Source organism: Micromonospora sp. NPDC048947 (assembly GCF_040649495.1).
Classification (GTDB): domain Bacteria; phylum Actinomycetota; class Actinomycetes; order Mycobacteriales; family Micromonosporaceae; genus Micromonospora; species Micromonospora alfalfae.
The window spans coordinates 34,698-61,447 of the sequence record NZ_JBEZFO010000007.1; the positions used below are offsets into that span (position 1 = coordinate 34,698).

24 protein-coding genes are annotated in these 26,750 nt (G+C 70.7%); 10 read left to right on the forward strand and 14 right to left on the reverse strand.

The features are described 5' to 3' along the window. Positions 1-43: 43 nt before the first annotated feature. The 3 genes from AB0B98_RS12295 to AB0B98_RS12305 are packed head-to-tail and all read left to right on the forward strand — an operon-like array spanning position 44 to position 2,443. On the forward strand, positions 44-607 hold the full coding sequence (locus AB0B98_RS12295) for a dihydrofolate reductase family protein (RefSeq protein WP_357362479.1): 564 nt from the start codon (positions 44-46) through the stop codon (positions 605-607). Positions 608-610: 3 nt separating this feature from the next. Beyond that, on the forward strand, positions 611-1,468 hold the full coding sequence (locus AB0B98_RS12300) for an alpha/beta hydrolase (protein WP_357362481.1): 858 nt from the start codon (positions 611-613) through the stop codon (positions 1,466-1,468). A gap of 33 nt (positions 1,469-1,501) precedes the next feature. Further along, the gene (locus AB0B98_RS12305; RefSeq protein ID WP_357362483.1) at positions 1,502-2,443 is read left to right on the forward strand and encodes a MerR family transcriptional regulator; all 942 of its coding nucleotides are present in this window, start codon (positions 1,502-1,504) and stop codon (positions 2,441-2,443) included. Positions 2,444-2,476: 33 nt separating this feature from the next. On the opposite strand, the gene AB0B98_RS12310 is transcribed toward AB0B98_RS12305, so the two are convergent. Beyond that, a complete protein-coding gene (locus tag AB0B98_RS12310; RefSeq protein WP_357362485.1) occupies positions 2,477-3,412 on the reverse strand; it encodes a DUF2332 domain-containing protein in 936 nt (311 codons plus the stop codon). 143 nt (positions 3,413-3,555) lie between these two features. Between AB0B98_RS12310 and AB0B98_RS12315 the strand changes: the two genes are divergently transcribed. Continuing rightward, a complete protein-coding gene (locus tag AB0B98_RS12315; RefSeq protein WP_357362487.1) occupies positions 3,556-4,668 on the forward strand; it encodes an FAD-dependent monooxygenase in 1,113 nt (370 codons plus the stop codon). Between the two features lie 48 nt (positions 4,669-4,716). On the opposite strand, the gene AB0B98_RS12320 is transcribed toward AB0B98_RS12315, so the two are convergent. Further along, on the reverse strand, positions 4,717-5,679 hold the full coding sequence (locus AB0B98_RS12320; RefSeq protein WP_357362489.1) for a CU044_5270 family protein: 963 nt from the start codon (positions 5,677-5,679) through the stop codon (positions 4,717-4,719). 18 nt (positions 5,680-5,697) lie between these two features. Next, the gene (locus tag AB0B98_RS12325; RefSeq protein ID WP_238671828.1) at positions 5,698-6,267 is read right to left on the reverse strand and encodes a sigma-70 family RNA polymerase sigma factor; all 570 of its coding nucleotides are present in this window, start codon (positions 6,265-6,267) and stop codon (positions 5,698-5,700) included. A gap of 227 nt (positions 6,268-6,494) precedes the next feature. On the opposite strand from AB0B98_RS12325, the gene AB0B98_RS12330 reads away from it, so the two are divergent. Further along, complete coding sequence (locus AB0B98_RS12330; protein ID WP_357362491.1) at positions 6,495-7,394, forward strand: bifunctional 5,10-methylenetetrahydrofolate dehydrogenase/5,10-methenyltetrahydrofolate cyclohydrolase; 900 nt, start codon at positions 6,495-6,497, stop codon at positions 7,392-7,394. 47 nt (positions 7,395-7,441) lie between these two features. On the opposite strand, the gene AB0B98_RS12335 is transcribed toward AB0B98_RS12330, so the two are convergent. The 3 genes from AB0B98_RS12335 to AB0B98_RS12345 form a co-directional block, all read right to left on the reverse strand. Then, positions 7,442-7,624, reverse strand: a complete 183-nt coding sequence (locus AB0B98_RS12335; RefSeq protein ID WP_357362493.1) for a hypothetical protein — start codon at positions 7,622-7,624, stop codon at positions 7,442-7,444. Positions 7,625-7,835: 211 nt separating this feature from the next. Next, a complete protein-coding gene (locus AB0B98_RS12340) occupies positions 7,836-8,015 on the reverse strand; it encodes a hypothetical protein (protein ID WP_357362495.1) in 180 nt (59 codons plus the stop codon). Beyond that, positions 8,012-8,200 carry a hypothetical protein gene (locus AB0B98_RS12345; protein ID WP_357362497.1) on the reverse strand — a complete coding sequence of 63 codons (189 nt, stop codon included), beginning with the start codon at positions 8,198-8,200 and terminating at the stop codon, positions 8,012-8,014. Before AB0B98_RS12345 ends, AB0B98_RS12340 begins: the two co-directional genes overlap by 4 nt. Positions 8,201-8,324: 124 nt before the next feature. Here AB0B98_RS12345 and AB0B98_RS12350 point away from each other — a divergent pair, with 124 nt between their 5' ends. Then, positions 8,325-8,534 (forward strand): DNA-binding protein, encoded by a 210-nt coding sequence (locus AB0B98_RS12350; protein WP_355581323.1) that lies wholly within the window; start codon positions 8,325-8,327, stop codon positions 8,532-8,534. Between the two features lie 229 nt (positions 8,535-8,763). Here AB0B98_RS12350 and AB0B98_RS12355 read toward each other — a convergent pair whose 3' ends face one another. The 3 genes from AB0B98_RS12355 to nrdR form a co-directional block, all read right to left on the reverse strand. Next, complete coding sequence (locus AB0B98_RS12355) at positions 8,764-10,284, reverse strand: hypothetical protein (protein WP_357362499.1); 1,521 nt, start codon at positions 10,282-10,284, stop codon at positions 8,764-8,766. A 229-nt stretch (positions 10,285-10,513) separates the two neighbouring features. Further along, positions 10,514-13,411, reverse strand: a complete 2,898-nt coding sequence (locus tag AB0B98_RS12360) for a vitamin B12-dependent ribonucleotide reductase (protein WP_357362501.1) — start codon at positions 13,409-13,411, stop codon at positions 10,514-10,516. Positions 13,412-13,445: 34 nt separating this feature from the next. Then, positions 13,446-13,946, reverse strand: coding sequence for a transcriptional regulator NrdR (gene nrdR, locus AB0B98_RS12365; protein WP_357362502.1), 501 nt, complete (start codon positions 13,944-13,946; stop codon positions 13,446-13,448). Between the two features lie 539 nt (positions 13,947-14,485). Between nrdR and lexA the strand changes: the two genes are divergently transcribed. Continuing rightward, on the forward strand, positions 14,486-15,271 hold the full coding sequence (gene lexA / locus AB0B98_RS12370) for a transcriptional repressor LexA (protein ID WP_121654997.1): 786 nt from the start codon (positions 14,486-14,488) through the stop codon (positions 15,269-15,271). Positions 15,272-15,344: 73 nt separating this feature from the next. Here lexA and AB0B98_RS12375 read toward each other — a convergent pair whose 3' ends face one another. Together AB0B98_RS12375 and hflX are read right to left on the reverse strand one after the other, a co-directional pair. Further along, the gene (locus tag AB0B98_RS12375; RefSeq protein WP_357362504.1) at positions 15,345-17,135 is read right to left on the reverse strand and encodes a hypothetical protein; all 1,791 of its coding nucleotides are present in this window, start codon (positions 17,133-17,135) and stop codon (positions 15,345-15,347) included. 50 nt (positions 17,136-17,185) lie between these two features. After that, complete coding sequence (gene hflX / locus AB0B98_RS12380) at positions 17,186-18,640, reverse strand: GTPase HflX (protein WP_357362506.1); 1,455 nt, start codon at positions 18,638-18,640, stop codon at positions 17,186-17,188. Positions 18,641-18,823: 183 nt separating this feature from the next. Between hflX and AB0B98_RS12385 the strand changes: the two genes are divergently transcribed. Then, a complete protein-coding gene (locus AB0B98_RS12385; RefSeq protein ID WP_357362508.1) occupies positions 18,824-20,290 on the forward strand; it encodes an NAD-dependent malic enzyme in 1,467 nt (488 codons plus the stop codon). 167 nt (positions 20,291-20,457) lie between these two features. Here the strand turns inward: AB0B98_RS12385 and dapF are convergent, their stop codons facing one another. The 3 genes from dapF to AB0B98_RS12400 are packed head-to-tail and all read right to left on the reverse strand — an operon-like array spanning position 20,458 to position 22,986. Continuing rightward, positions 20,458-21,303: a diaminopimelate epimerase gene (dapF, locus tag AB0B98_RS12390; RefSeq protein WP_357362510.1), complete on the reverse strand. Its 846-nt coding sequence runs from the start codon at positions 21,301-21,303 to the stop codon at positions 20,458-20,460. A 7-nt stretch (positions 21,304-21,310) separates the two neighbouring features. Continuing rightward, a complete protein-coding gene (gene miaA, locus AB0B98_RS12395; RefSeq protein ID WP_357362512.1) occupies positions 21,311-22,222 on the reverse strand; it encodes a tRNA (adenosine(37)-N6)-dimethylallyltransferase MiaA in 912 nt (303 codons plus the stop codon). Further along, positions 22,219-22,986, reverse strand: a complete 768-nt coding sequence (locus AB0B98_RS12400; RefSeq protein ID WP_357362515.1) for a hypothetical protein — start codon at positions 22,984-22,986, stop codon at positions 22,219-22,221. The genes miaA and AB0B98_RS12400 overlap by 4 nt, the downstream gene beginning before the upstream one ends. 150 nt (positions 22,987-23,136) lie before the next feature. Between AB0B98_RS12400 and AB0B98_RS12405 the strand changes: the two genes are divergently transcribed. Both AB0B98_RS12405 and AB0B98_RS12410 read left to right on the forward strand, forming a co-directional pair. Continuing rightward, positions 23,137-24,345 carry a DUF349 domain-containing protein gene (locus tag AB0B98_RS12405; RefSeq protein WP_238671818.1) on the forward strand — a complete coding sequence of 403 codons (1,209 nt, stop codon included), beginning with the start codon at positions 23,137-23,139 and terminating at the stop codon, positions 24,343-24,345. 690 nt (positions 24,346-25,035) lie between these two features. Then, complete coding sequence (locus tag AB0B98_RS12410; RefSeq protein ID WP_238671974.1) at positions 25,036-26,631, forward strand: cellulase family glycosylhydrolase; 1,596 nt, start codon at positions 25,036-25,038, stop codon at positions 26,629-26,631. Positions 26,632-26,750 lie beyond the last annotated feature (119 nt).

Consider the following 26,750-nt stretch of genomic DNA (forward strand, 5'->3'; position numbering starts at 1 on the left):
ACGATCGGGTTCGACATCCATCGACGCATACGGAGGAGACACGATGCGGAAGATCGTTGTGCAGATGAGCCTGTCGTTGGACGGGTTCTTCGAGGGCCCGGGTGGCGACATCGGCTGGCACCAGGTCGACGAGGAGTTGCACCAGCACTTCAACGACGTGATCGCCCCGATGGGCGGGTTCCTCAGCGGCCGGGTCAGCCACGAGCTGATGGCCTCCTACTGGCCGACCGCCGATCAGGACCCGGCCGCCAGCGGCCCGGAGCGCGAGTTCGCCCGGATCTGGCGGGACATGCCGAAGATCGTCTACTCGCGCACCCTCGACCACGCCGGCTGGAACGCCACAGTCGTGCGCGAGGTCGACGTCGAGCAGGTCCGCAAGCTCACCGCCGAACCGGGCGGCGACCTGGCGCTCGGCGGGGCCGACCTGGCCGCGACGTTCGCCCGGCACGACCTGATCGACGAGTACCGGATCTACGTTCACCCGGTGCTGGTCGGTAAGGGCCGCCGACTCTTCCCCGACGCCGAGACTCCGACCGGTCTGCGGCTGGTGGAGAGCCGGGTCTTCGGCAACGGGGTGGTTCTGCTCCGCCACCAGCGGGTCCGCTGACCGATGGCCACCACATTCGACGCGATCGACGGGACCATCCTCGCGTACCGGACGGTCGGGGTTGGGGATCCGCTGGTCTGCCTGCCGGGCGGGCCGATGCGTGACTCCGCGTACCTCGGTGACCTCGGCGGTCTGGGCGCGCACCGGACGCTGGTCATCCTCGATCCGCGGGGCACCGGTCGCTCGGCGGTCCCGGCTGACGTCTCGACCTGCCGCTGCGACCGCATGGTCGACGATGTGGAGGCGCTGCGCGGCCACCTGGGCCTCGACCGGCTGGATCTGCTCGGGCACTCAGCCGGCACCAACCTGGCTCTGCAGTACCTGACCCGGCACCCCGCTCGGGTGGGCCGACTCGCGCTGGTGAACCCGAGCATCCGAGCGGTAGGGCTGCAGGTGACCGACGCGCAGCGCCAGGAGGTCATTGATGCCCGGGCCGGCGAGCCATGGTTTCCGGTGGCCGCCGCGGCGGTGGAGTCCGTCCTCGCGGGCCGGGCCGGGCCCGCCTCCCAGCAGGAGATCGCTCCGTTCCTGTACGGCCGGTGGGACACTGCCGCTCAGGTCCACCAGGCCGCCGAGTCCGGCCAGCGCAACGAGGAGTTGGCGGGCATCTTCAGCTCCGAAGGCGCCTTCGATCCGCCAGCCACCCGTGCGGCCCTCTCCGCCCATCGAGGCCCGGTGCTGCTGCTCGCCGGCGCTGTCGACCTGGCCGCACCGCCGGGCCTGGTGGCCCAGTTCGCCGAGCTGAGTCCACGCGCCGAGCTGGTCGTCCAGCCGGGCGCCGGGCACTACCCGTGGCTCGACGACCCCGAGGCGTTCACCGCGACGGTCGCGGCGTTCCTCGCCGGCCCGGATGGTGCTTGAGTCTCCACCGGGGGGAGACGCGAGGGTGGGGGCATGAGCGGGCAGACGTTTCACACGATCGGCGACCTGGCCCGACGGACCGGCCTGAGCGTCAAGACCATCCGGTACTACGCCGACAGCGGGGTCGTGCCGCCGACGGATCGGAGCCCGGCCGGCTACCGGCGGTACGGCAGTGCGGCAGTGGCCCGGTTGGAGCTGGTCCGGACGCTGCGTGACCTCGGCCTGGACCTGGCCACCATCCGGCGGGTGGTGGACCAGGAGGTATCCCTGCCCGAGGTGGCCGCCGCACACGCCGAGGCGTTGGCCGTGCAGATCCGGGTGCTGCGGCTGCGCCAGGCGGTGCTCACCGTCGCGGCGAGGCGCGGGTCGGGCCCGACCGAGGTGGACGAGCTGCACCGACTGGCCCAGCTCACCGCCCGCGAACGCGGGCAGTTGGTGGCGGAATTCCTGGACGGCGTCTTCGCCGGCCTCGGCGACCAGCCCGCGTACCGGGGTGCGGTCGTCTCGTTGACACCGGAGCTTCCCGACGACCCCGACACCGCGCAGGTCGAGGCATGGCTGGAGCTGGCCGAGCTGTGTCGGGAGCCGGAGTTCCGGGCCCGGATGCGGCGGCTGGTGCGGCAGCACGCCGCCGACAACGACGTCCCGGGGCTGCCCCGCCCGGACGCCGTCGCGGTGGTCCGGGACGCGGTGGCCCCCGCCCTCGCGGCCGGTCTCGACCCGGCCAGCCCGGACGCCGATCCGGTGGTCACAGCCGTCACCAACCGGTACGCGAGCCTGCACCATCACTCCGACGAGGCCGACGTGCGTCGGCGGCTGCTCGATCGGCTGGAACCGGCCAACGACCCCCGCCGGGACCGCTACGTCGACCTGTTGGCGGTGCTCAACGGCTGGTCGACCGGCGACGCGACGGCGCCTGCGGTGGACTGGTTCATCCGAGCCCTGCGCGCTCGGATGCCCGAACCGGCTCGTTGAGCTGACCGGCGTCCAACCAGCGGCCTGGTGACGTCAGCCGAACCAGGTCAGCGCCTGGCCGTGACCTCTGGCCCAGGCCAGCGGCTTTCCGTCGAGCGCGAGGACGTTGTGCAGCACGTCGCTCGGTGGGGCGGGCAACCCGTCGTACCGGAGCACCTCCGGCCCCTCGTTCGCCACCCAGCGCCCCGGCAGCTCGCGGACCAACCGGACGAACGCATCCCGGCGCGGGGGCGGCACCTGGTAGAGCACTGACGTGTGGAAGACCACAAGCGTCGCGTCGGTCGGCGCCCGCGCGGCCAGCGCCGGCAGGTCGTCAACCAGGTCGCCGCGGACAAGCAGCGGCGGGTCGGCCGCGGCGACCGCCGCCGCGGCGCGCAGCCGGGCCCGCCGGTGGGCGTGCTCCGGCCAGATCAGGGCGTCCAACCAGGACACGTCGTCGCTGTCGGTCACGTCGAGCGGGTTGAGGTCCAGGCCGGCCCGCCACACCACCCGGGGTACGCCTGCCGGCGGTGCCAACCCGTTGGCCGCGCAGTCGAGAACCAGCTCACCGGAACCGACCCGATGGTCGCCGTACCGGTACGCGTACCGGTCGGGGTAGAGGCAGAGCCCGGCCGACGCACCGACCTCCAGCAGGGCGAGGGGCTGCGGCAACGCGGCGAGCACCGGCAGCAGGACCGCGCACCGACCGGCCTCGTTCGTCTGGGTGGCCCGGGTGAGCATCTGCGTCTCGATGGCCGGCCAGTGCGTCATCACGTAGTCGTGGAACGCGGCCGGGTCGTCGACCGGGCCACCGAGCCAGCGGACGACGCCGAACAGCAGATTCGGCTGGCGCTTGGCCGGCGGCAGCCCGTCGAGCACTGTGAGCAGGTCGTCGTCGCGGGCGACGGCCTGCGACAGGCGCTCATACGTGGGCGACACGCCGCGCGCCTCGCGGCTGCCGAACTCGGCGTACGTCTCAGCTGTCGTCATGCCTCATCGTCGCAGCCCATTCCTCGGTATTTCAGCCCCCGTTCCCGTGCGCTGGCTCACCCGCCTCGTAGAGTGCTGCGGCGGCTGGACCGTTGAGCAGCAGCTCAGCGGTGTCGCGCAGGGGCAACGGGGAGGAAAGTGTCGTGCGGGGTGACGGTGTCCGGGTACTGATCGTCGGCGGAGGTGTCGCCGGACTGGCGACGGTGGCCGCGCTACGCGAGTGGGGTGCCACTGTCGACGTGGTCGAGCGGGCATCCGGGCCGACCGACTCCGGCACCGGGATCTACCTCACCGGCAACGCGACCCGGATGCTCGACGTACTCGGTCTGGCCGAGCCGGTCTCCGACGTCTCCGTGGAGATCACCCGGCAGCGCAGCGCGAACCAGCGCGGGCGTCGCCTCTTCGACATCGACGTGGCCGCGCTGTGGCGGGGCGTCGGACCGTGCGTGTCGCTGCCCCGGGCGCACCTGCACCGGGCGCTGCTCGCCGGCGTCGGCGACACCCCGATCCGCTGGGGCCGCCGACCGGTAGCGCTGCATGCGGAGGGCGACCAGATCGCCGTCGAGTTCGACGACAACAGCACCGAACGGTACGACCTGGTGCTCGGCGCGGACGGGGTGAACTCGACGGTCCGCCGGCTCGCCTTCGACGGTCAGGCGGCCCGCGACCTCGGCCAGTACGCGTACCGGTGGGTCGCACCCCGCGTCGACGACGAGCCGGTCTGGTCGGTGCAGTTGGGGCGCGGTCGGCAGTTCCTGACCATCCCCATCAGCGCTGAGCACACGTACTGCTACTACAACGACGGCCCGGTGGCCGACCGGCCAGGCTGGCGCGACGAGCTTGCCGCGACGTTCACCGCGCCGGTGGCCACCATGCTCAAGGCCCTCGACTACGACGACAGCACCCTGCACGCCGGGCCGAACCAGGAGGTCGTGCTCGACTCCTGGTCCCGGGGCCCGGTGCTGCTGATCGGCGACGCCGCCCACGCCACCTCGCCGAACATGGCCCAGGGCGCGGCGATGGCCCTGGAGGACGCCGTCGTGCTCGCTTCCTCGTTGGCCGCTGCCGGGTCCATCGCCGAGGCCCTGCGCGGGTACGAGGCGCGACGCCGCCCGCGTACCGACTGGGTGCTCAGCCAGACCCACCGCCGCGACAAGGCCACCGGGCTTCCGCCCGCGCTGCGCGACCTGGTGATGCGCCGCCTCGGCGAGCAGATGTTCCGCTCGAACTACGGCCCGCTGTTCGCCCAGCCCTGACCGGTCCGACGTGACCGGCCGGCCCGTCCGGGGCGGTGCCAGCGCCGCTCAGGGCAGCTGGCCCGGCCGGTCGACGATTGCGATGCGGAGTAGCGCGACAGCCGTGTGCAGGGACTCCTTGCCGTCGCGCACCACCGACCCACGGCGGCCGAGGAAGACGTGGGTGTCGCGGTCGAAGAGCAGGTCCTCGTTGCCACCGATCACACCGGGCATCCGGATCGCCACCCCATGGCGACCGGCAGCGTCCACCACGTCGCCCGATATGACGACCGCCCCGGGTTCCCGTGCCAACAGTTCGAACAGCGCCGCCAGCGCTCGGGGTGGCACGTAGCCCTGGAGCATCGACCGCGCGGTGGTGTACGCCATGCTCTCGTCCCCGTAGACGGCCTCCTCATCGGCTCCTTCGGGGAGATGCAGGTCGACCGGGTTTTCCCGAAGGTATCGAAGCAGCTCGTCCGGGTCGGTGGGCAGGTCGCCGTGGTATGCCGGCGGCTGGAACGCGTCGAGATCCTTCGTGGGATCGGCGGCATCGCTGATCCGGAGCTCCCGCAGCTCGCCCCACCCGTTCGGGTCGCCCTCCGGTCGGTAGCGTCCCTGCGTGTACGCGACTCCACCGGCCGACTGCCACAGTTGGTTCCGAATGGTCTGGTAAGGCCCGCTGGCCGGCAGGTCCCGGATCGTCGCCAGGTTTTCCGTGAAGACGTACTGATCGGGTCGGGCGGTGAGCTCCGGCTGCTGCCGGGCTGCTTCGGCCGCCAGATGGAAGATCTCCGACGCGCTGGCAGTCGGCGGCTGGTCGCCCACCCTGATCGTCTGCACCACCAGCGCACCGGCGGTCAGCGTCACCGCCAGCCCGAACGCTCCGGCCAGGCGCCAACCGCGCAGGAACCGGGCGCGGCGTCCGGCGGGACGGGCCTCCGACGCCGCCTCGGCCCGTTGGGCCACGTGTGCGGTCAGATCCCGCAGGAGCTGCTCCTCGAAACCCTGCGGCGACGGTTCGGTCTTGTTCATTGCGTCATCTCCGTCTCATCAGGCGAGGGTGGTGACCGGGCGGGCGAGCACGGCGCGCACGACGCGGCGGGCACGATGCAGGCGGACCCGAGCGGCGACAGGTGACACCCCGAGCACTGCCGCCGCCTCCGCGACGGTGAGGCCGTCCACGGCGACGAGTTCGACGAGCGTTCTGGTGCCCTCGGGTAGCTCGCGCAGCGCCCGGTGGGTGCGGCGGGCCGCCGACTCGGCGTCGATCCGTTCCTCGATGCGGGCGATGTCGTCGGGGCTCAGGTCCCGTCGCCCGGCCAGTCGGCCGGTCACCCGCAGCCGTTGAGCCGCCCGACGCCGCTCGTCGCCGATGACGTTGCGGGCCACCCCGTACAGCCAGCCGATCTGACTCCCCCGGTCCGGCCGGTAGCCGGCCGCCGACTCGATCACCGCCAGGAACACGTCGGCGGTGAGGTCGGCGGCGAGGTGCGGGTCGTCGACCCGCCGCGCCACGAACCGGCCCACCGCCTCCAGGTGCCGCCGGTAGAAGACCTCGAAGGCCACCGGATCGGCCCCGATGCCAGAAATGTCGTCATCGGCTCGGCTCGGCTCATTCACAGGCCGTCCTCCCTCGTAGCCCTCACACCCCTTCTTCGTAAGGCGGAGCACGAGTGTTACCGAACCATCCCGGCGCGAGTCTGCCGGCGCTCCTGGCCCAACTGGGCAATCGCCCTGGTGATGCGGCATCATCGAAGCACCGGCGACTGGCGGCACGGGGATGGTCAAACCATCGGGGAGCCTCTCGCGGGCGTCGACCGCCTGGGCGCCTGCGTCGAGGGACCGTCATGACCACAACCAGCGCATCCGCCGAGCACCACACCCCGTCCGGCACCGCCCGGCTCCTGCCGGGCGCACCGGTCGCCGAAGCCGTCCTGGCCGAGACCGCCGCCGCAGCCGCCCAACTGCGCAGCCGCGGGATCACACCGAGCCTCGCCACCATCCTCGTCGGCGACGACGACGCCAGCGCCGGTTACATCGCCATCAAGCAGCGCCAGGCCGCCGCGCTCGGGTTCGACTCGCCGCACGCGCACCTGCCTGCCACAGCCACCCAGGCCGAACTGCACCAGGCCATTGCCCGATTCAACAACGATCCGGCCGTACACGGGCTGCTCGTGCAGTACCCAGTTCCGGGGCACCTCGACTACGACGCGGCGTTGCAGACCATCGACCCGGACAAGGACGTCGACGGCATGCATCCGCTGAACATGGGCCGTCTCGCCGTCGGCCTGCCCGGCCCGCTGCCGTGCACCCCCGCCGGCATCGAAGCCCTCCTGGCGTACTACGAGATCCCCGTCGCCGGTCGTGAGGTAGTCATCCTCGGCCGGGGCGCCACCCTTGGCCGCCCCCTGGCCATGCTGCTCGCCCAGAAACGCCCGACCGCCAACGCCGCCGTCACCGTCGTCCACACCGGGGTGCCCGACTGGGACCGCTACACCCGCCGCGCCGACATCCTCGTCGCCGCCGCCGGCGTACCCCGGATCGTGCAGCCTGAGCACGTCAAGCCCGGCGCCGTCGTCATCGGCGCCGGCGTCCGCTACGAAGGGCGGCGCCTCCTGCCGGACGTGGACGAAGCGTGCGCCGAGGTCGCCGGCGCCATCACGCCCCGCGTCGGCGGGGTCGGCCCGACCACAGTCGCGATGCTGTTCCGCAACGCGGTGCGCGCCGCCGAACGCGCGAGCCAGTAACCCGGCCGCCGAGATCACTTGATGCTGAGCAGCCCGGTTGTCCACACCTACTCAGCATCAAGTGATCGAGGCGGCTTTCTGCGATTGGAGATCTCCTCCAGGTGCTGGAGCTGGTGCTGCCGGACCATCTCGTCCCAGACCTCCTGGTCGTAGTCCGGGTTTGGCGGGATCCACTTGTGCGAGTTGTCGCTGTAGTGGAACCGCTCATCGCCCCGCCGGATCAGACTCACCGGACCCAGCCCAGGAAACGCTGGTGCAGCAGCCCGGCGGGCACCCAGGTCAGATCCTCGGCCGCCCACACCAGGTAGGACCCCATGTAGAGGGCCAACGACACGGGCGCGCCCTCGAACTCGGCACGAAGCTCCGTGCGTCGGGTCCGGCAGGGCCAAGGGGCACTACAGCCGCCGCAGGTCCACACCGGAAGGATCGGGCCGTGAGTGGTCACGGCAGACCATCCAGGAAGCGTCGGGTGACCGACCGGGCGTGCCAGCGGGCCGCCCATTCCACCTGATAACAGGGGTACGGGGACAGCCGCGCCCACCACCAGCGACAGCCGGCGCAGAGCCCGTCGACGCCGGGCAGGTGCACGGACAAGATTCGTCCGACCTGATCCTCGGTCACTCCTGCTCCTCCACTGGCCAGTGGCCTCGCCGGATCGGGATGCGGTGCCGGGCTCGGCACGGAAGGTCGGCCCCGAATCGGCAAATCCGCCGCCACCGCTGCCACGACCAGACCGGCCGGTGCCGCCGCGCCAAGGTCAGCGCCACCGCCAGCAGGTAGTCGTCGTACGGCACGTGCTTTGGCACCCGACCTCCCGGCGAGTTATCCCGCCGTCGCCTGGCGTGACCACTCCACCACACACCACACGATGTTGTCTTGTCAATCTGCAAGTGACAATAGTCAAGCTGAAGTTGCCCCTACCTTCAGGCCGTGAAGCGACCGCGCTTGTACGGGCCTGGCGAGTTGGCCGCCTTGTTCAACGTGTCGCGGCAGCGGGTACTGCAGATCACCCGCCGACCCGGCTTCCCTGAGCCGATGGCCCGCCTGATCGGGACGACAATCTGGGACGCGGACGAGGTAGACGAGTGGGCCAAACACAACCGCCCACCACGCCCAACCGAAGGCGACGAAGACCGCTGATCCAGCGCCCTGTTCGTTGCACACCTGCGCCGAGCACCGACGAACCTTCGCTGATCAAGTGATGAGAAGTAGGTCCCGGGGCCATCTCTGACCTACTTTTCATCACTTGATCATGGCCGGCCGGCCAGTCGGTTCGCTGGGCAACGTCATGACGAGCAGCTGGAAACGGCGCTGCCCCGGTCCCCATGGGGAAGCCGGGGCAGCGGTACCGCCTGTTCGGCAGGTGCGCCTACGGCAGGACGAGTTGCATCAGCAGCCCCTCAGCGGTCACCAGCAGCGTCTGCGCGTACGTGACGGTGGCTGCGCCGGGAGCATGCTTGACGCCCTGCGCCTGCCCCTGCACCTGAGCGACGAGGCCGGCCAGGGCGGCCTCTTGGTTCTGCACGAGAAGCCGGTCGCCAGGCCGGTTGCGGAGCGCGTACGCGATCCGGCCGCGTCGGGTGGGCTTGCCCTTGTCGTCGAAGTCGGTCTTGGCCGGCGTCCGGCCGTCCCGACGCAACCATGCGGCGGCAGCCTCGGGTGGGGCAAGGGCACGCAGCGTGTGATCGACGGCCTCTACGACGCAGTGCGCGATCTTCGAGGCGGCGGCGGCGCCCTTGCGCTCGACGTCCTCCCAACCGCCGATCAGGAAGTCGGCGATGCTGGGGCCGATGGCCTGCAACGCCGCGTGAAGGTCCGTCCGAGCGGCGATTGCGCCGGTGTGCCAGGGCTCGACGACCTGCGCGTCGATGTCGGCGGCAAGTTCCCCGGCCTCGACGCCCTCGGTGATCAGGAGCAGGTCGCTGCCGATGATGCCGCCCACGGCGCTGCCCGCGGCGGCGGACATCTCCAGGCGATGCGCCGTCGGCTTCAACGCGGTGTAGCGCTGCCAAGCCCGCGCAGTCTGGGCCGTCGCCCCGTCCAGGACCTTGCCAGGGAAGTTGGCGGCCAGCCGTTCGGACAGGCCGGCGGCCACTTCGGCGCGCGCAGCGAGGACGCCAAGCAGCGCGGGAGAGACGTCGGACAGCTGAACACTCGCCAGGCGGGCGACGTTCGACTGGGCGAGCAGCGACATCCGCCAGGTCTCCACGGCAGTGTTGGCGAACACGTTGCGGGCCAGGTCAGCGCTCACCGACAACTGCAACGGCTGCACCGCCAACGGGGTGACCTTGTCCAGGAACCTGAACTGGTCAACCGCGAGCACCGAGGCGTTGGGCATTGCGGTCCGGGCGATGTCCTGAATCGTCTGGTTGACTCTCTCCAGGTCCGCGTAGAACGGCCTTGTGACGGCGCTTCCCGCGATGTCCTGCAGCACCTTCAGCCGGGCGCCCATCACGTAGTCGAACGCCTGCGGCAGCTTCACCAGGTTCTGCAGGTTGGCCGTCAGCCGGTCCATTCCGCTGGCCGAGCGCACGATGTCCTGGAGCGGGCGCGTCTGGGCGGCGACACCGAAGTCGTAGCTGCCGAGGATGGAGCCGACGGTGCGCTCGGCGTCGCGCGCGAGAGCCCTGAGGGCAGGGATGTCTCCCCGGCTCGCTGGAGCCGGGCGTTCCGAAGCCTCGGTCGACTCGGATGCCTCGGCGGGCCCGGTGGTTGCGTTGGCCTCCACGGCGTCGGCGCTGAAGTAGTCGACGAACTCCGGCTCTGACTGCGGCTCCGGCTCAGCCGATGCGTCTGGCACGGACTCTGGGGCCGGCTCCAAGTTGACCCCGGACTGCGGGTCCGACTTGCCGATGTCCCCACCGCCGAGGACCTCGTCGTTCCTGCTCATCCGAGGTCCTCAGCTTGAGCGCGGGTCGACAGGACCATCTCGTCCGGCATCGGCGGGAAGTCCGGGTTTTCTCCGTCCTCGAACGACATGGGGATCCTCCTGAACGCGTATCCCCGCGGAGCGAAGCGCTCCGCGGGGACACGCGTGATGGTTAAGAACCATTGCGCCGAGGCGCGATGGTGGGCCTGTCTCAGACCCTCACAGGGGACACGGCGGAGATGGTCATTTTTCAGCTGCAGCCGCTGGTGGAGCCGCAGCCCTCGCAGACGTAGCAGCTACCGGCGGGGCGCATCTTCGTACCGCAGGTGAAGCAGAGCGGTGCGTCGGCGGCCTTGCCGATCACGGCCTCCAGCAGTTCGGTGCTGGAACCCACGCTCGGAGCCGGCTTGGCGGCGGCCACGTCGGCCATCTCCTGGGCCGGCTGGGCGACAGCCTCCGGCTTGGCCGGGGTCTCCACCGGTGCGGACGACGCCATCGCGGTGAGCTCGGCGCCGGTGACGCCGGCAGCCTCCGCGTCGGCCTCGGCCCGCAGCTGCGCGGCCCGCTCCGAGGCGGTGAAGATGCCCAGCTCGGCGCGGCGCTCGTAGGGCAGGAAGTCCAGCGCCAGGCGACGGAAGATGTAGTCCATCACCGAGGCTGCCATCCGCACGTCCGGGTCGTCGGTCATGCCGGCCGGCTCGAAGCGCATGTTGGTGAACTTGCTGACGAACGTCTCCAGCGGCACGCCGTACTGGAGGCCGATGCTGATGGCCACCGAGAAGGCGTCCATCACGCCGGCCAGGGTGGAGCCCTGCTTGGACATCTTCAGGAAGACCTCACCGAGGCCGTCGTCCGGGTAGGACGACGCGGTCAGGTAACCCTCGGCGCCACCGACGGAGAAGCTGACCGTCTCGGACGGGCGCTTCTTCGGCAGGCGCTTGCGCACCGGCCGGTACTCGATGACCTTCTCGACCGCGGCCGGCGCGGTCTCGACGGCGGCCGGCTCGGTGGCCTTGTTGGACTTGCCCACCGAGAGCGGCTGGCCGACCTTGCAGTTGTCCCGGTAGATCGCCAGCGCCTTGAGGCCGAGCTTCCAGCCCTCGAAGTAGATCTTCTCGATGTCCTCGACGGTGGCCGCCTCCGGCATGTTGACCGTCTTGGAGATGGCGCCGGAGACGAACGGCTGGATGGCCGCCATCATCCGCACGTGACCCATCGGGGCGATCGACCGCTCGCCCATGGCGCAGTCGAAGACCGGGTAGTGCTCCGGCTTGAGGCCGGGGGCGTCCACCACGTGGCCGTGGTCGGCGATGTGCTCGACGATCGCCTCGACCTGCTCCTCGGGGTAGCCGAGGCTGCGCAGGGCGCGCGGCACCGTCTGGTTGACGATCTGCATCGAACCGCCGCCGACAAGCTTCTTGAACTTGACAAGCGCCAGGTCCGGCTCCACGCCGGTCGTGTCGCAGTCCATCATGAAGCCGATGGTGCCGGTCGGAGCGAGGACGCTGGCCTGCGCGTTGCGCCAACCGAACTTGTCACCGATCTTGTTGCCCTGGGTCCACTGCCTGGTCGCCTCGCGGACGATAGCGGTGGCCACCGGGCTGGTCGGCTTGATCTCGTCGTTGGCGGCGGCGTGCTTGCGCATGACCCGCTTGTGCGGCTCCGCGTTGCGGGCGTAGCCGTCGTACGGGCCGACGACGCCGGCCAGCTCGGCCGAGCGGCGGTAGGCGGTGCCGGTCATCAGCGAGGTGATCGCCGCGGCGACCGAGCGGCCCTGGTCCGAGTCGTACGGCAGGCCGGTGGCCATCAGCAGGGCACCGAGGTTGGCGTAGCCGATGCCGAGCTGCCGGTAGGCGCGGGACGTCTCACCGATCTTCTCGGTCGGGAAGTCGGCGAAGCAGATCGAGATGTCCATCGCGGTGATGACGAACTCGACGGACTTGACGAACTTCTCCACCTCGAAGCCACCGTCGGCGCGGAGGAACTTCATCAGGTTGAGCGACGCCAGGTTGCACGAGGAGTTGTCCAGGTGCAGGTACTCCGAGCACGGGTTCGACGCGGTGATCCGCCCGGTCTCCGGGCAGGTGTGCCAGTCGTTGATCGTGTCGTCGTACTGCAGACCGGGGTCGGCGCACTCCCAGGCGGCCTGGGAGATGGAGCGGAACAGGTTCTTGGCGTCGACGGTCTCGATCACCGAGCCGTCCAGCCGGCCGCGCAGGTCGAAGCCCTTGCCGTTCTCCACCGCCGACATGAACTCGTCGGAGACCCGAACCGAGTTGTTGGCGTTCTGGTACTGCACGCTGACGATGTCGGAGCCGCCGAGGTCCATGTCGAACCCGGCGTCACGCAGCGCGCGGATCTTGTCCTCCTCGCGCGCCTTCGTGACCACGAACTCCTGGATGTCCGGGTGGTCGACGTCGATGATGACCATCTTGGCCGCCCGGCGGGTCGCACCACCGGACTTGATGGTGCCGGCGGAGGCGTCCGCGCCGCGCATGAAGCTGACCGGGCCGGAGGCGTTGCCGCCGGAGGAGAGCAGCTCACGGGACGAGCGGATGCGCGACAGGTTGACCCCGGAGCCGGAGCCGCCCTTGAAGATCAGCCCCTCCTCCTTGTACCAGTCGAGGATCGAGTCCATCGAGTCGTCGACGGCCAGGATGAAGCAGGCGCTGACCTGCTGCGGCGACGGCGTGCCGACGTTGAACCAGACCGGCGAGTTGAAGCTGAACACCTGGTTGAGCAACATCCAGGTCAGCTCGTGCGCGAAGACCTCGGCGTCGGCCGGGTCGGCGAAGTAGCCGTACTCCTCACCCGCGGTCCGGTAGGTGGTGACCACCCGGTCGATCAGCTGCTTGAGCGACCACTCGCGCTCCGGGGTCCCCACCGCTCCCCGGAAGTACTTGGTGGTCACGATGTTGGCCGCGTTGACGCTCCACGACTCCGGGAACTCCACCCCACGCTGCTCGAAGTTGATCGAGCCGTCCCGCCAGTTCGTCATCACGACGTCACGGCGCTCCCAGGAGACCTCGTCGTACGGGTGGACCCCCTCGGTCGTCCACACCCGCTCGATCTTCAGCCCCGCGCCTGCCTTGCTTCGTGAACGGCTAGTTGTCACGCCGTCGCCCCCCTCGTCTGCGCGGTCACCCACCGCGCGTCCCAATCTCTTGAAAAACTGTGAAGACTCAGTTGGTACGGCCGGCGGCCTCAACCGCACCGGCCCGGCCCTGCTCCCGCGCTTGCGCCGCGGCCCGCAACGTCTCGATCTCGCGCTCGAAGTCGGCGAGCGAGTCGAACGAGCGGTAGACGCTGGCGAACCGCAGGTAGGCGATCTCGTCCAGGTCGCGTAGCGGACCCAGGATCGCCAGGCCCACGTCGTGGCTGGGGATCTCGGCGGCCCCCTTGGCCCGGACGGTCTCCTCCACCCGCTGCGCGAGCAGCGCGAGTGAGTCGTCGTCCACCGGCCGGCCCTGGCACGCCTTACGCACCCCGCCGATGATCTTCGTGCGACTGAACGGCTCGGTCACCCCGCTGCGCTTGACGACCGCGAGGACCGCCTCCTCGACGGTGGTGAACCGTTTGCCGCACTCCGGGCAGGACCGCCGCCGTCGGATGAGCTGGCCGTCGTCGGCCTCCCGCGAGTCGACCACCCGGGAGTCAGCGTGCCGGCAGTACGGACACCGCATTCGCCAACCTCCTAATAATGATCAACTGCGAGCACTCCGGACACCCCCGGGCACGACTCACCGCGACGGTGCCATCCTCGGATGACGCCGCCGTGATCGACGTTACGGGAGTGCGGTCGGTAGTCAGACCCAACCTGTAGGCAACTTACGCCCGTGTCACTACTACATCTAGGGGTCGACCGTATGTCGCTACGGAAGCCGGGTCAAGTTGACCGGCGTGTCCGGCGCGTCACGGACCATCCGGTCATCCACGCACCGCACGGCGCCCGAAGACCCAACGTCACGATGCCGCCCGGGTTACCGGCCGGCCGGCCGAACACGGCCGGAAAATGGTCCAGGATCGAACACCAGTGCTACCTGACGTACCATTTATCAGAACATCCGTACGACCGGAGCGCTTTTTCACCCCGACACGCCGGTGAGAGGTCGTACAGATGTTTGAAAATGACTGATCTCACCTATACGGTCATGAACAACGTGGCACCACCGCACGCACCACGAGCCGACGAGGCACCCAGCGCCGACCAGGGAGGACGGACGTGACCGAGGACCGGGCCAGCCGGCCGAAGAGCCCGCAGCAGATCACCGAGGCGGGCCCGCCGGCCACCCGACGCCGCAGCGCCGCGCGCAGCCGGACGGGTCAGCCCGCCGTGCGCCCGGTCACCCCGGTGGTCAGCACCTTCCCCGACCCGGCGACAGTCGACCTGACCGCCCGCCAACGGCGCATCCTGGAGTTCATCCGCACCTGGGTGGAGCGCCACGGCTACCCGCCGAGCGTCCGCGAGATCGGCGAGGCGGTCGGCCTGGTGTCGCCGTCCAGCGTCGCCTACCAGCTCAAGGAGTTGGAGAAGAAGGGCTTTCTGCGCCGCGACCCGAACCGGCCGCGCGCGGTGGACGTGCGCGCCCCCAGCGAGGCGATCGACGACGAGCTGTCGAGGGCACAGCGGCCGACCCCGGCGTACGTGCCGATGCTCGGTCGGATCGCCGCCGGTGGGCCGATCCTCGCCGAGCAGGCCGTGGAGGACATCTTCCCGCTCCCCCGCGAGCTGGTGGGTGAGGGCGAGGTCTTCATGCTCCAGGTCAAGGGCGATTCGATGCTCGACGCGGCGATCTGCGACGGCGACTGGGTGGTCGTCCGGCAGCAGCCGACCGCCGACTCCGGCGAGATCGTGGCCGCCATGCTCGACGGCGAGGCGACAGTGAAGACCTACCGGCGGCGCGACGGGCACGTCTGGCTGATGCCGCAGAACCCGGCCTTCGACCCGATTCCCGGCGACGACGCCACCATCATGGGCCGCGTCGTGGCGGTGCTACGCCGGATCTGACCGATCGGCGGGTGGGTGCCAACGGCGCTCACCCGCACCGCTCGTCAGGGCGAATGAGCGCCTCAGCGTCCGATCAGTAACGGTCGCCTCGGCGACCGCGACCGCCCCCGGGATACTGTCCGTACGGGTCGACGGGCGCGTCGTCGTCACGTCGCCGGCTGGGCCGCTGGCCCCGGTAGTCGGGCTCCTGCCCGCCGCGCCGGGGCGGCTCCGCGCGACCAGGCTGACCGCCGTCGCCGCCGTACACACCACCGCCAGAACGGCCACCGCCGCCCTGCGGACGACCACCGCCACCAGCCGGAGGACGACCACCGCCGCCGGCCGGGGGACGACCGCCACCACTGGCCGGGGGACGACCGCCGCCGCCAGCCGGGGGACGACCGCCACCATCGGCCGGGGGACGACCGCCACCACTGGCCGGGGGGCGACCGCCGCCGCCGTACACGCCAGCACCGCCGCCGTCCGGGCGCGGCGCACCGTAGCCACCGTCAGCCGGAGCAGGCCGGCGGGCACCGCCGTACACGGCACCACCCGCCGGGGCCGGGCCACCGCGACCCGCACCACCCGCCGGGGCCGGGCCACCACGACCCCCACCACCGCCGTAGACCGCGCCGCTGGCCGGCGCGGCGCCCCCGTAGACACCACCCCTGCGATCATCGTCGGCCGGGAAGCCGTCGACGGCACGGCCCCCGCGCGGGCCGAACGGCTCACCATCCGGATCCGACAGGTCGGACGCGTCAGCGGTCGGCGGCCGACGGCGCGCGCGAACGATGCCGAAGATCCCGGCGGCGACCAGCAGCAGGCCGATCAGCCCGACCGCCCCGACCAGGTACGTGATGTCGTCGAGGCTCAGCCCGTCGGTCCAGGACTTCGAGGCGGCCGGCTTGGCGCCGTCCTCGGCGGTCAGATGCACGGCTGTCGACGTGGACGGGGTGTAGCCGAGGATGTCGAGCGGCTCGTCCTCGGTGAACCGGCCCGCGTCGGAGACGGTGACGAACGACTTTCCGTCCGAGGTGTAGCTGATGGCCTCGCCGAACGGGTCGGCCAGCGGCGTCACCCGCGGCTTGCCGGTGGTGAGCGCGCCCACGATGTCGCCATCGGTCACGTCGAACTCGAACGCGTCCGCGTAGGTGCGCAGGACCACCCGGGAGCCGTCCGGCGCCCGGGACGCGCCGGTGATGGCGATCCGGCCGAACGTGTTGAGGGTGTTCTCCGTCTGGGTCTTCGGCAGCGTGAGCTCGCCGGCCTTACGCATCGGCACCGGGTCGGTGTCGCCGCTCTTAAGGGCCGCCGACGGCGTGTAGATCTCCGCCTTGCCGCTGGTCACCTTGGTGATGATTAGCGGTTTCCCGTCGTCGCCGATGAGCAACGCCTCAGCGTCGTGCGGCTTGGCCTCGGGGTAGGAGAGCCGGTGCAGCGTCGGCTGCTTGGAACCGGCGACCGGCATCGACCAGAGCGCGACGCGGCTGCGGCGCTCCTTCGAGTCGGGGTTGTCACCGGTGTCGGCGATCCAGAGGGTGCGGCCGTCCTTGGACAGGGCGAGATCCTCGGTGTCGAACGGACCCTGCCCCGAGTAGTGGACCGGCTCCTTCGAGATCTTGCACTTGCTGTCGAGGAAGAACACCCGCTTGCGCGCCGCGACGTCGGTGCCGTCGTTGATGACGATGTAGCCACTCTTGGTGGCTACCAACCCGGAGAGCTCCCGTAGGCGCTCGTCGGTGATCGTGCATCGCTTCTGGCCAGGGTTCGCGGCGGGCGGCCCGGACGCCCCAGGGGCGGGAGCCGCTGCGGCGACTCCGGCGAGCGCCACGGTTGCCCCGAGCAGGCCGAGGGCAACCGTGACCGAGGAAACAACGCGGCGCATTCGGCCAGTGTCGCATGCCGCGCGTTTCCGGTGGATGACGCCGTGGCCGCTCAGGACCGGCTGCCGGCCGCCTGCCCCTGCCGCTCCACGTCGAAGGCCGTCAGCTCCGCCGCCAGCTCCGCACCGACGCGGACGTGCAGCAGAGTGCCCTCCGGCAGGTGCGACGTGCTGAGCACCTCTCCCGTGCGGTGCGCCCGAGCGACCAGGTCACCCCGGTCGTACGGCAGCACCGCCCGGACCTCCACGGCCGGGCTCGGCAGCCGCGCCTCGATCGCCGCGCGCAGCTCGTCCATGCCCCGCCCGGAGTACGCGGACACGAAGATCGCGTCCGGCCAGAGCCGCTTGAGCCGCAGCAGAGTGTCCTCGTCGGCCGCGTCGGTCTTGTTGACCACCAACAGCTCGGGGAGCCGGTCCGCGCTGACCTCGGCAAGCACCGCGTGGACCGCCCGGACCTGCTCCTCCGGATCCGGGTGGGTGCCGTCCACGACGTGCACCACCAGATCGGCCTCCGCGACCTCCTCCAGCGTCGAGCGGAACGCCTCGACGATCTGGTGCGGAAGGTGTCGGACGAAGCCGACCGTGTCGGAGAGGGTGTAGAGCCGCCCGTCCGAGGTGGTGGCCTTGCGGGTCGTCGGGTCCAGCGTGGCGAACAGCGCGTTCTCCACCAGCACGCCCGCGCCGGTCAGACGGTTGAGCAAGCTGGACTTGCCGGCGTTGGTGTAACCGGCGATGGCGACCGCGGGAACGGCGTTGCGGGAACGCCGGGCGCGCTTGGTCACGCGTACCGTCTTCATGCTCTTGATCTCGCGACGCAGCCGGGAGATGCGGTGACGGATGCGCCGCCGGTCGGTCTCCAGCTTGGTCTCACCGGGGCCACGAACACCCACACCGCCGCCGGCGCCGCCGCCCCGGCCGGAACCACCGGTCTGCCGGGAGAGCGTCTCACCCCAACCGCGCAGTCGGGGCAGCAGGTATTCGAGCTGGGCCAGCTCGACCTGCGCCTTACCTTCCTTGCTCTTGGCGTGCTGGGCGAAGATGTCGAGGATCAGCGCGGTGCGGTCGACGACCTTGACCTTGGTGCGCTGCTCCAGGTTGCGCAGCTGCGACGGGGACAGCTCACCGTCACAGATGACCGTGTCGGCGCCGGTGGAGAGCACCACAGCACCCAGATCGTCGACCTTGCCGCGGCCGATGTACGTGGCCGGGTCGGGTCGGGTACGACGCTGGATGAGCCCTTCGAGCACCTGCGAACCGGCCGTCTCGGCCAGCGCGGCAAGCTCGGTCAGCGAGTTTTCGGCGTCGGTGACGGTGCCTTCGGTCCAGACGCCCACCAGGACGACCCGCTCCAGCCGCAGCTGGCGGTATTCCACCTCGGTGACGTCGGTGAGCTCGGTTGACAGGCCCGGGACGCGTCGGAGGGACTGCCGCTCCGACAGCTCCATCTCGCCGGTGGTGACGTCGTCGAGCTCGTCCTCGACGGGGACAAAGCTCTCCTGGTCTCGCAAGCGGTTCTCCTGTCCGTTTTGATAAGTAGAACGTAATCCTGACATGACACAACGCCGAACGCACCTGCTATATGCCCATGGTGAAGGTCGCCAAAAGTGGGGGCGAATGCTGGTCGGCCGCGACAACCCGGTAGAAATGCGGGCGGCGGCCGATCGGCCGCACAGCCGTTACGGAGGGATCCCGTGGCCATCACCCGACTGCCCAGCGCCGGATTTTCGATCACCATCCGGATCGCCGTGACCGCGGACGCCTCCTCGATCGGCCGGCTCACCACCTCCGTCGGCGAGGCCGGGGCGATCGTCACGGCGCTGGACGTGGTGGACTCGGACCCGACCCACGTGATCGTCGACCTGACCTGCGACACCGCCGACGCCGGCCACGCCGACCAGGTGGTCGACGCGCTGACCGCGCTGGACGGCGTGGACGTGCGCAAGGTGTCGGACCGGACGTTCCTGCTGCACCTCGGCGGCAAGATCGAGGTGACCTCGAAGGTCGCGCTGCGCAACCGCGACGAACTGTCCCGCGCGTACACCCCGGGGGTGGCCCGGGTCTGCATGGCGATCGCCGAGAACCCGGCCGACGCCCGGCGACTGACCATCAAGCGCAACACCGTCGCTGTGGTCAGCGACGGCTCGGCGGTGCTCGGCCTGGGCAACCTCGGCCCGGCCGCGTCGCTGCCGGTGATGGAGGGCAAGGCAGCGCTGTTCAAGCGCTTCGGCGGGGTGGACGCCTGGCCGGTGGTGCTCGACACCCAGGACACCGACGAGATCGTGCAGATCGTCAAGGCGATCGCGCCGGCCTACGGCGGCATCAACCTGGAGGACATCGCCGCGCCGCGCTGCTTCGAGATCGAGGCCCGGCTGCGCGAGGCGCTGGACATCCCGGTCTTCCACGACGATCAGCACGGCACCGCGATCTGCGTGCTGGCCGCGCTGACCAACGCGCTGCGGGTGGTCGGCAAGCGGCTCGAGGACGTCCGGGTGGTCGTCTCCGGAGCCGGCGCGGCCGGCACCGCGATCATGAAGCTGCTGCTGCGCCAGGGCGTAGGCGACATCATCGCGTACGACCGGGAGGGCGCCCTGCACCGCGGCCTCACCGGGCTCAACTCGGCGTGGCAGTGGCTCGCGGAGAACACCAACAAGGAGAACTACTCCGGCGACCTGCCCGGCGCGATCCGTGGCACCGACGTGTTCATCGGGGTCAGCGCGCCGAACCTGCTCACCGGCGACGACATCGCACAGATGGCGAAGGACTCGATCGTCTTCGCCCTCGCGAACCCCGACCCGGAGGTCGACCCGCGGGAGGCGCGCAAGCACGCCGCGGTTGTCGCCACCGGCCGTTCCGACCAGCCGAACCAGATCAACAACGTGCTCGCGTTCCCCGGGGTGTTCCGCGGCATGCTGGACGCGCACGCCGAGGAGTTCACCGAGGAGATGGCCATCGCGGCCGCCCGGGCCATCGCTGACGTGGTCGGCGAAGAGAAGATCAACCCGACGGTGATCGTGCCGAGTGTCTTCGACTCCCGGGTCGCCCCGGCGGTCGCCGCCGCCGTGCGCGCCGCCGCGCACAACCCCAGCCCGCTCCCGGCCGCCGACCCCGGCCCCGCCGACCTCCCCGAGATCGCAGCAAACGCCAGCGCAACCCCGTAACCCCCCTCCCCTCCCCTCCCCTCACCCAGGCCCCCCGGCCCCGCCCTCTCCCCCGTCGATCATGAAGTTATTGCCGTGACACGCCGAGCTTGCTGGCAATAACTTCATGATCGACGCGGTGCACCTGGGGGTGGGTGGGGTGGGTCGGGGTGCACCTGGGGGTGGGGTCAGGGGCGGAGCTTGGTTGGGTCCAGCTCGCCGGTGGCTACCAGGACGGCCGGGCCGGAGAGCCAGCAGGAGTTCTCCGTGACGGTCACCGTCAGGCGGCCGCCGGGCACGTCGACGGCTACCACTCCGGTGTCCCGGCCGAGGTCGCGCAGGGCCACCGCGCCCACCGCGCAGGCACCGGTGCCGCAGGACAGCGTCTCGGCGCTGCCACGCTCGTACACCCGCATCACTGAGTGCTCGTCGGTGCCGTCGACCGGGTCGCCCGCCACGATGAACTCGACGTTCACCCCGCTCGGGAAAACCGTCGGGTCGAACCCGGGCGCGACGGTCAGGTCCAGCGCCGACAGCTCCACACCGGCCGGCAGGACACAGACCAGGTGCGGGTTACCGACGTCCACCACCGCACCCGTCACTGTCAACCCGCCCAGGGTGGCCGTCGAACTGTCGTACACCTGGGGTCGGCGCATCTCGACGGACACGGCGTCGCCCTCGACCAGCGCACGCACGACGCCGGCCCGGGTGGCCACCGGCAGCGCCGCGCCGGCGGGCGTGGCCAACCCGGTGTCGAGCAGGTAGCGCACGAAGACCCGGGCGCCGTTGCCGCACATCTCGGCGAACGAGCCGTCGGCGTTCCAGTAGTCCATGAACCACTCGGCCTCGCCGGCCAGACCCGCGCCGTCCGGGTGCTTGGCCGCGCGGACCACCCGCAGCACGCCGTCCGCGCCGATGCCCCGACGCCTGTCGCAGAGCGCCGCGACCAGCTCCGGGGTCAGGTCGAGCTGACCGTCCGGGTCGGGAAGGAGGACGAAGTCGTTGCCGGTGCCGTGGCCCTTGGTGAACTCCACAGCCCCATCATCGCGCAGCCGCCGGCACCAGACGCAGGGCGGCCCCGATCAGGTCCGGGGTCGTCGAGTCCAACCAGTGGATCCGCGGGTCACGGCGGAACCAGGACCGCTGCCGGCGGACGAAGCGCCGGGTCGCCCGCACCGTCTCGTCGTGCGCCTGCGCCTCGGTCAGCTCACCGGCGAGCAGGCGCAGCACCTGCTGGTAGCCGAGCGCCCGACTCGCCGTCCGCCCCTCGGGCAGCCCGCGCCCGACCAGCTCACGGGTCTCCGGCACCAGGCCGTCGGCCCACATCCGGTCGACCCGCAGCGCGATCCGCTCGTCCAGCAGGCCGGTGTCCAGGTCGACGCCGAGCTGCACCGACGGGTAGTACGGCGTGGGCTGCGGCAGCGAGGCGGCGAACGGCGCGCCGGTCAGCTCGATCACCTCCAGGGCCCGGACGATCCGCCGGCCGTTGCCGGGCAGGATGCCCCCGGCGGCGACCGGGTCGGCGGCGCGCAGCCGCGCGTACAGCGGGGCCGGGCCGACCTCGGCCAACTCCCGTTCCAGCCGCTCCCGCAGCGCCGCGTCCGTGCCGGGGAACTCGAAGCGCTCCAGCACCGCCCGCACGTACAGGCCGGAACCACCGACCAGCAGCGGCACCCGCCCCCGGGACAGGATGTCGTCGATGGCCGTGCGGGCCAGTCGCTGGTACTCCGCGACGCTCGCCGGCTCGGTGACGTCCCAGATGTCCAGCAGGTGATGCGGCACCCCGTCCCGCTCGGCGACTGTCAGCTTGGCGGTGCCGATGTCCATGCCCCGGTAGAGCTGCATCGAGTCGGCATTGACCACCTCCCCGTCCAGGGCATGCGCCAACGCGATGCTCAGCGCTGACTTGCCGGCCGCTGTCGGGCCGACCACAGCCACCACCAGGCCCGTCACGCCCGCTCCCAGGACGCCACGAAATAGGCCACCCCGTAGGGCACGGAGTCGTGCAGCAACTCGCCGCGCCACCCACCACCGGCCGCCCGGGCCGCGCCGGCGAGCACCTGCCACGGGGCGCGACCGGCGGCCTTCAGCTCCGTCGACACCACCGGGTCGAGGTCGAGCAGGGCGCCCAGGTCCGCGTCGGCCAGCGCCGCGGCAACCCCCTGGTCGTACGGAAGAGCGCGCGCGTCGTCGTACCCGGGTGCTTTCTCTCCCCGGCAGGCCGACCCGTCGCCGAGCACCAGCGACGCCACCCGGTCACCAGCGGCGCCGACCTCGTCGGCGAGCGCGGCCAGCTCGGCCGGACCGGCGTCGGCGGCCACCTGCACGGCGGTCACCGGCGGTCGGGTGTCATGACGGGCCAGCAACCACGCGCCGATGGTCAGGCTCAACGGCAGCACCGCGCCCCGGTCCGGTTGGTCCGGCACCAACGGCACGTCCAGATCGACACCCCAGGGCTGGAGGGAACCGGTCGCCGGGGTGCGGATCGGGCCGGTCACCGGGCCGGTGCCCAACAGCACCACAATGTCCGGATCGGTGGCCAACAGCCGGCGTACGGCGGTGTCACAGGCCGCCCGCAGATCGTCCAGCTCCGGGGCTGCGGAGCCGGCCACATCGGGCACGAGCAGGGGCGGATGCGGGCAGACGGCGGCGGCGACCAGTGGCACCCGTCCACCGTAGCGGGAATCCCCGGTGCGTCTCCGCGCCGATCCGGTCATTCGGCCCCAAGGACACCGTATGGTCACGGTCGGCGATAGGCGCTCGACGCGGACCGGGTCGGACCTGTGACAATGCCGGAAGCAACTTGGCTGCGCCGTGGCGGCGACGGGGGATCGATCCCTCGACGCCGGGAGAACGAGGATGGGCACATGAGCGACTGGACTGCCTTCGGACGGGTGGACGCGGACGGCACCGTGTACGTCAAGACCACCGAGGGAGAGCGGGTGGTCGGATCCTGGCAGGCGGGAGCACCGGAGGAGGGCCTGGCACACTTCGCGCGTCGCTTCGCCGACCTGGTGACCGAGGTGGACCTGACCGAGGCGCGACTCAAGTCGGGTGCGGCGGACGCCGGGCACTCGTTGAGCACGATCCGGCGGATCCGTGCCACGCTGCCCGAGGCCAACGTCGTCGGCGACATCGACGCGCTGGCCACCCGCCTGGACAAGCTGGCGACCCTCGCCGAGGAGAAGGCCGGCGAAGCGCGCGCCGCCCGGGACGCCGCTCGCGGCGAAGCCCTGGCCCGCAAGACCGCGCTGGTCGAAGAGGCCGAGAAGCTGGCCGCCGAATCCACCGGGTGGAAGACCGCCGGGGACCGGCTCAAGGAGATCCTCGACGAGTGGAAGACCATCCGCGGGGTCGACAAGAAGGCCGACGGTGAGCTGTGGAAGCGGTTCGCCGCCGCCCGGGACGGCTTCACCCGCCGCCGCGGCGCCCACTTCGCCTCCCTTGACTCGCAGCGCAAGCAGGCCCAGACCGCCAAGGAGGAGCTGGTAGCCGAAGCGGAGAAGCTCTCGGACTCCACCGACTGGGCCGCCACCGCCAACCAGCTCAAAGACCTGATGACCCAGTGGAAGGCCGCTCCGCGCGCCTCCAAGGAGGCCGAGCAGAAGCTCTGGGAACGATTCCGGGGTGCGCAGGACGCCTTCTTCAGCCGGCGCAGCGAGGTCTTCTCCGCACGGGACAACGAGCAGCGCGGCAACCTTGAGCGCAAGCAGGCCCTGCTCGCCGAGGCCGAGGCGTTGGACATCGACGCCGACCCGAAGGGCGCCCAGGCCAAGCTGCGGGAGATCCAGGCCCAGTGGCACGAGGCCGGCCGGGTGCCCCGCGAGGCAGCCGCCGGGCTGGAGCGTCGACTGCGCGTCATCGACGACAAGGTCCGTGACGTGATGGACTCGGCGTGGCGCCGCACCACCAAGGAGGACAACCCGCTGCTCGCCCAGATGCGGGCGCAGGTGGCGGAGGCCGAGGACCGGTTGGCCCGGGCGCAGAGCGCCGGGGACGCACGCCGGATCAAGGAGGCTGAGCAGGCCCTCGCCTCCAAGCGGCAGTTCCTCCAACTCGCCGAGCAGGCCGGCTGAGCTGACCACGTCAGGAGCCCTCGGTCCCCAGCGGGACCGGGGGCTCCCGCGTGTCCGGCCTCAGACCCCGCGCCCGCCTCCAGGCGCCCCCGCCGAGCCCGCAGCCTCGCACCACCGCGTCCCACGCCACCGCGCCCGCGGCCTCGCACCACCGCGTCCCGCGCCACCGCGTCCGCGTCCGCGCCCGTCAAGGTCATGCTCGATCCTGGATGTAGTGGCATCGGCACGCCTACAGACCACTACATCAATGTTCCAGCGCGATCATGGAGGGCGCACGCGACGCAAGGCGGGCAGCGCGAGCGCGGACGACACACCAGGCACGCGGGGACCGCACCAGGCATGCGGGCGAGCGGGGACCACACACCAGGCACGCGGGCGCGCGGGGACCGCACACAGGCGCGCGGGCGAGCGGCAGGACCCGGACGGCAGGGGCGCAGCGAGGGCCAGGTTGACGCATTGACGTGGGCTGATCAGAATGAGCGACGGAGCCAGGTAGGGCCACCGGCGCGAGGGCGACGAAGGCGGAACATCCGCCGTCGAGGGTCGCCGGTGAGCTTCCGCGAGTGACCACGTCCGCGTGACATGGGCCGTTGTGTGCTGTCCGCGTACCCCTGGGGGACCGTGACGTGCCGACGGCCGCCCGCCGGCGTCGTTTCTGGACGACGTCGGACCTCCGAAGTGGAGCTCGAATTGTTCCGTCCTAAAGCTCTCGGCGGCGCGCTCACCGCGCTCGTCACCGTCGCGGCTGGCGTGTTCCTCGCCGCCGCCGTCAGCACCAGCCCGGCCGTCGCCGCCGGTACCGGTACTGGTTATCTGCACACCAGTGGCAACCAGATCGTTGACAGCACCGGTGCGACTGTCCGGTTGACCGGCATCAACTGGTTCGGCATGGAGACCGACAACAAGACCTTCCACGGGCTGTGGTCGAACAACCCGTGGCGGGGACAGCTCGACACGATGGCCCGGTTGGGTTACAACACGTTGCGGGTGCCGTACTCGAACGACGCGCTGAAGTCGGGTGCGACAGCCAGTGGGATCAACGACTTCGTCAACCCGGACCTGATCGGGCTGTCACCGTTGCAGATCCTGGACAAGGTGATCAACTATGCCGGCAGCAAGGGCATGCGGATCATTCTGGACCGGCACCGGCCGACGGCGGCCGGGCAGTCGCCGCTCTGGTACACGTCGACGGTTTCCGAGGCGACCTGGATCAACGACTGGAAGATGCTCGCCCAACGGTATGCGGGCAACCCGACGGTGATCGGTGCCGACCTGCACAACGAGCCGCACGCGGAGGGCACCAACCCGGCGGCCACCGGTGCGTGCTGGGGCTGTGGCGATACCACCCGGGACTGGCGGCTCGCCGCCGAGCGGGCCGGGAACGCCATCCTCGGTGTCCAGCCCAACTGGTTGATCTTCGTGGAGGGGGTGAGCTGCCCGAGCGGTGGCCTCTCCAACGTGTGGGACGGCGACACCAGCAACGACGAGGACTGCGGTTGGTGGGGCGGCAACCTGTCGAAGGCGGGTCAGTTCCCGGTGCGGCTGAGCGTGGCGAACCGGTTGGTCTACTCGCCGCACGAGTACGCCACCTCGGTGTACCGGCAGACCTGGTTCGACGCCCCGGACTACCCGGCGAACATGCCGGCCATCTGGGACAAGTACTTCGGTTACCTCTACAAGCAGAACATCGCCCCGATCATGATGGGCGAGTTCGGCAGCACCCTTGTCGACCCGAAGGACAAGGTGTGGCTGGAGAAGCTGATGGCGTACACCGGGACCGGGGTGACCGGGATGTCGTTCACCTACTGGTCGTGGAACCCCAACTCGGGTGACACCGGCGGTATCGCGCTTGACGACTGGACCAATGTCAACACCGCCAAGCAGGCGATCCTCCAGCCGTACCTGATCGCGCCGTCCGGTGGCGGCACCAGCGGGCCGCCGACCGGTGGGCCGACGGACCCGCCGACGGATCCGCCGGCGGGCGCCTGCACGGCCACCTATCGGCAGGTCAACGCCTGGCAGGGCGGCTTCCAGGGCGAGTTGACGGTGAAGAACACCGGCTCTGGCGCTGTGAACCCGTGGTCGGTCACCTGGAGTTGGCCGTCCGGGGTGACGTTGGGCAGTGGCTGGAACGCCACAGTCACGCAGTCCGGTACGACTGTCACGGCGGCGGCTCCGAGTCACGCCCCGTCCCTGCCGGCGGGCGGGTCGGTCACCGTGGGCTTCACCGCCAACGGCACGGCCAGCGCGCCGGGCACTGTGAAACTCAGCGGCACCGGCTGCTGATCCACCGGGACGGCCGGCACGCAGCTACCGGGACGGCCGGTGCGCTGCGCATCGGCCGTCCCGGCCATTTACATTCAGGGTCTTCTATGTTTTTATCGGGAAAGCGCTTGCCTCTTTGT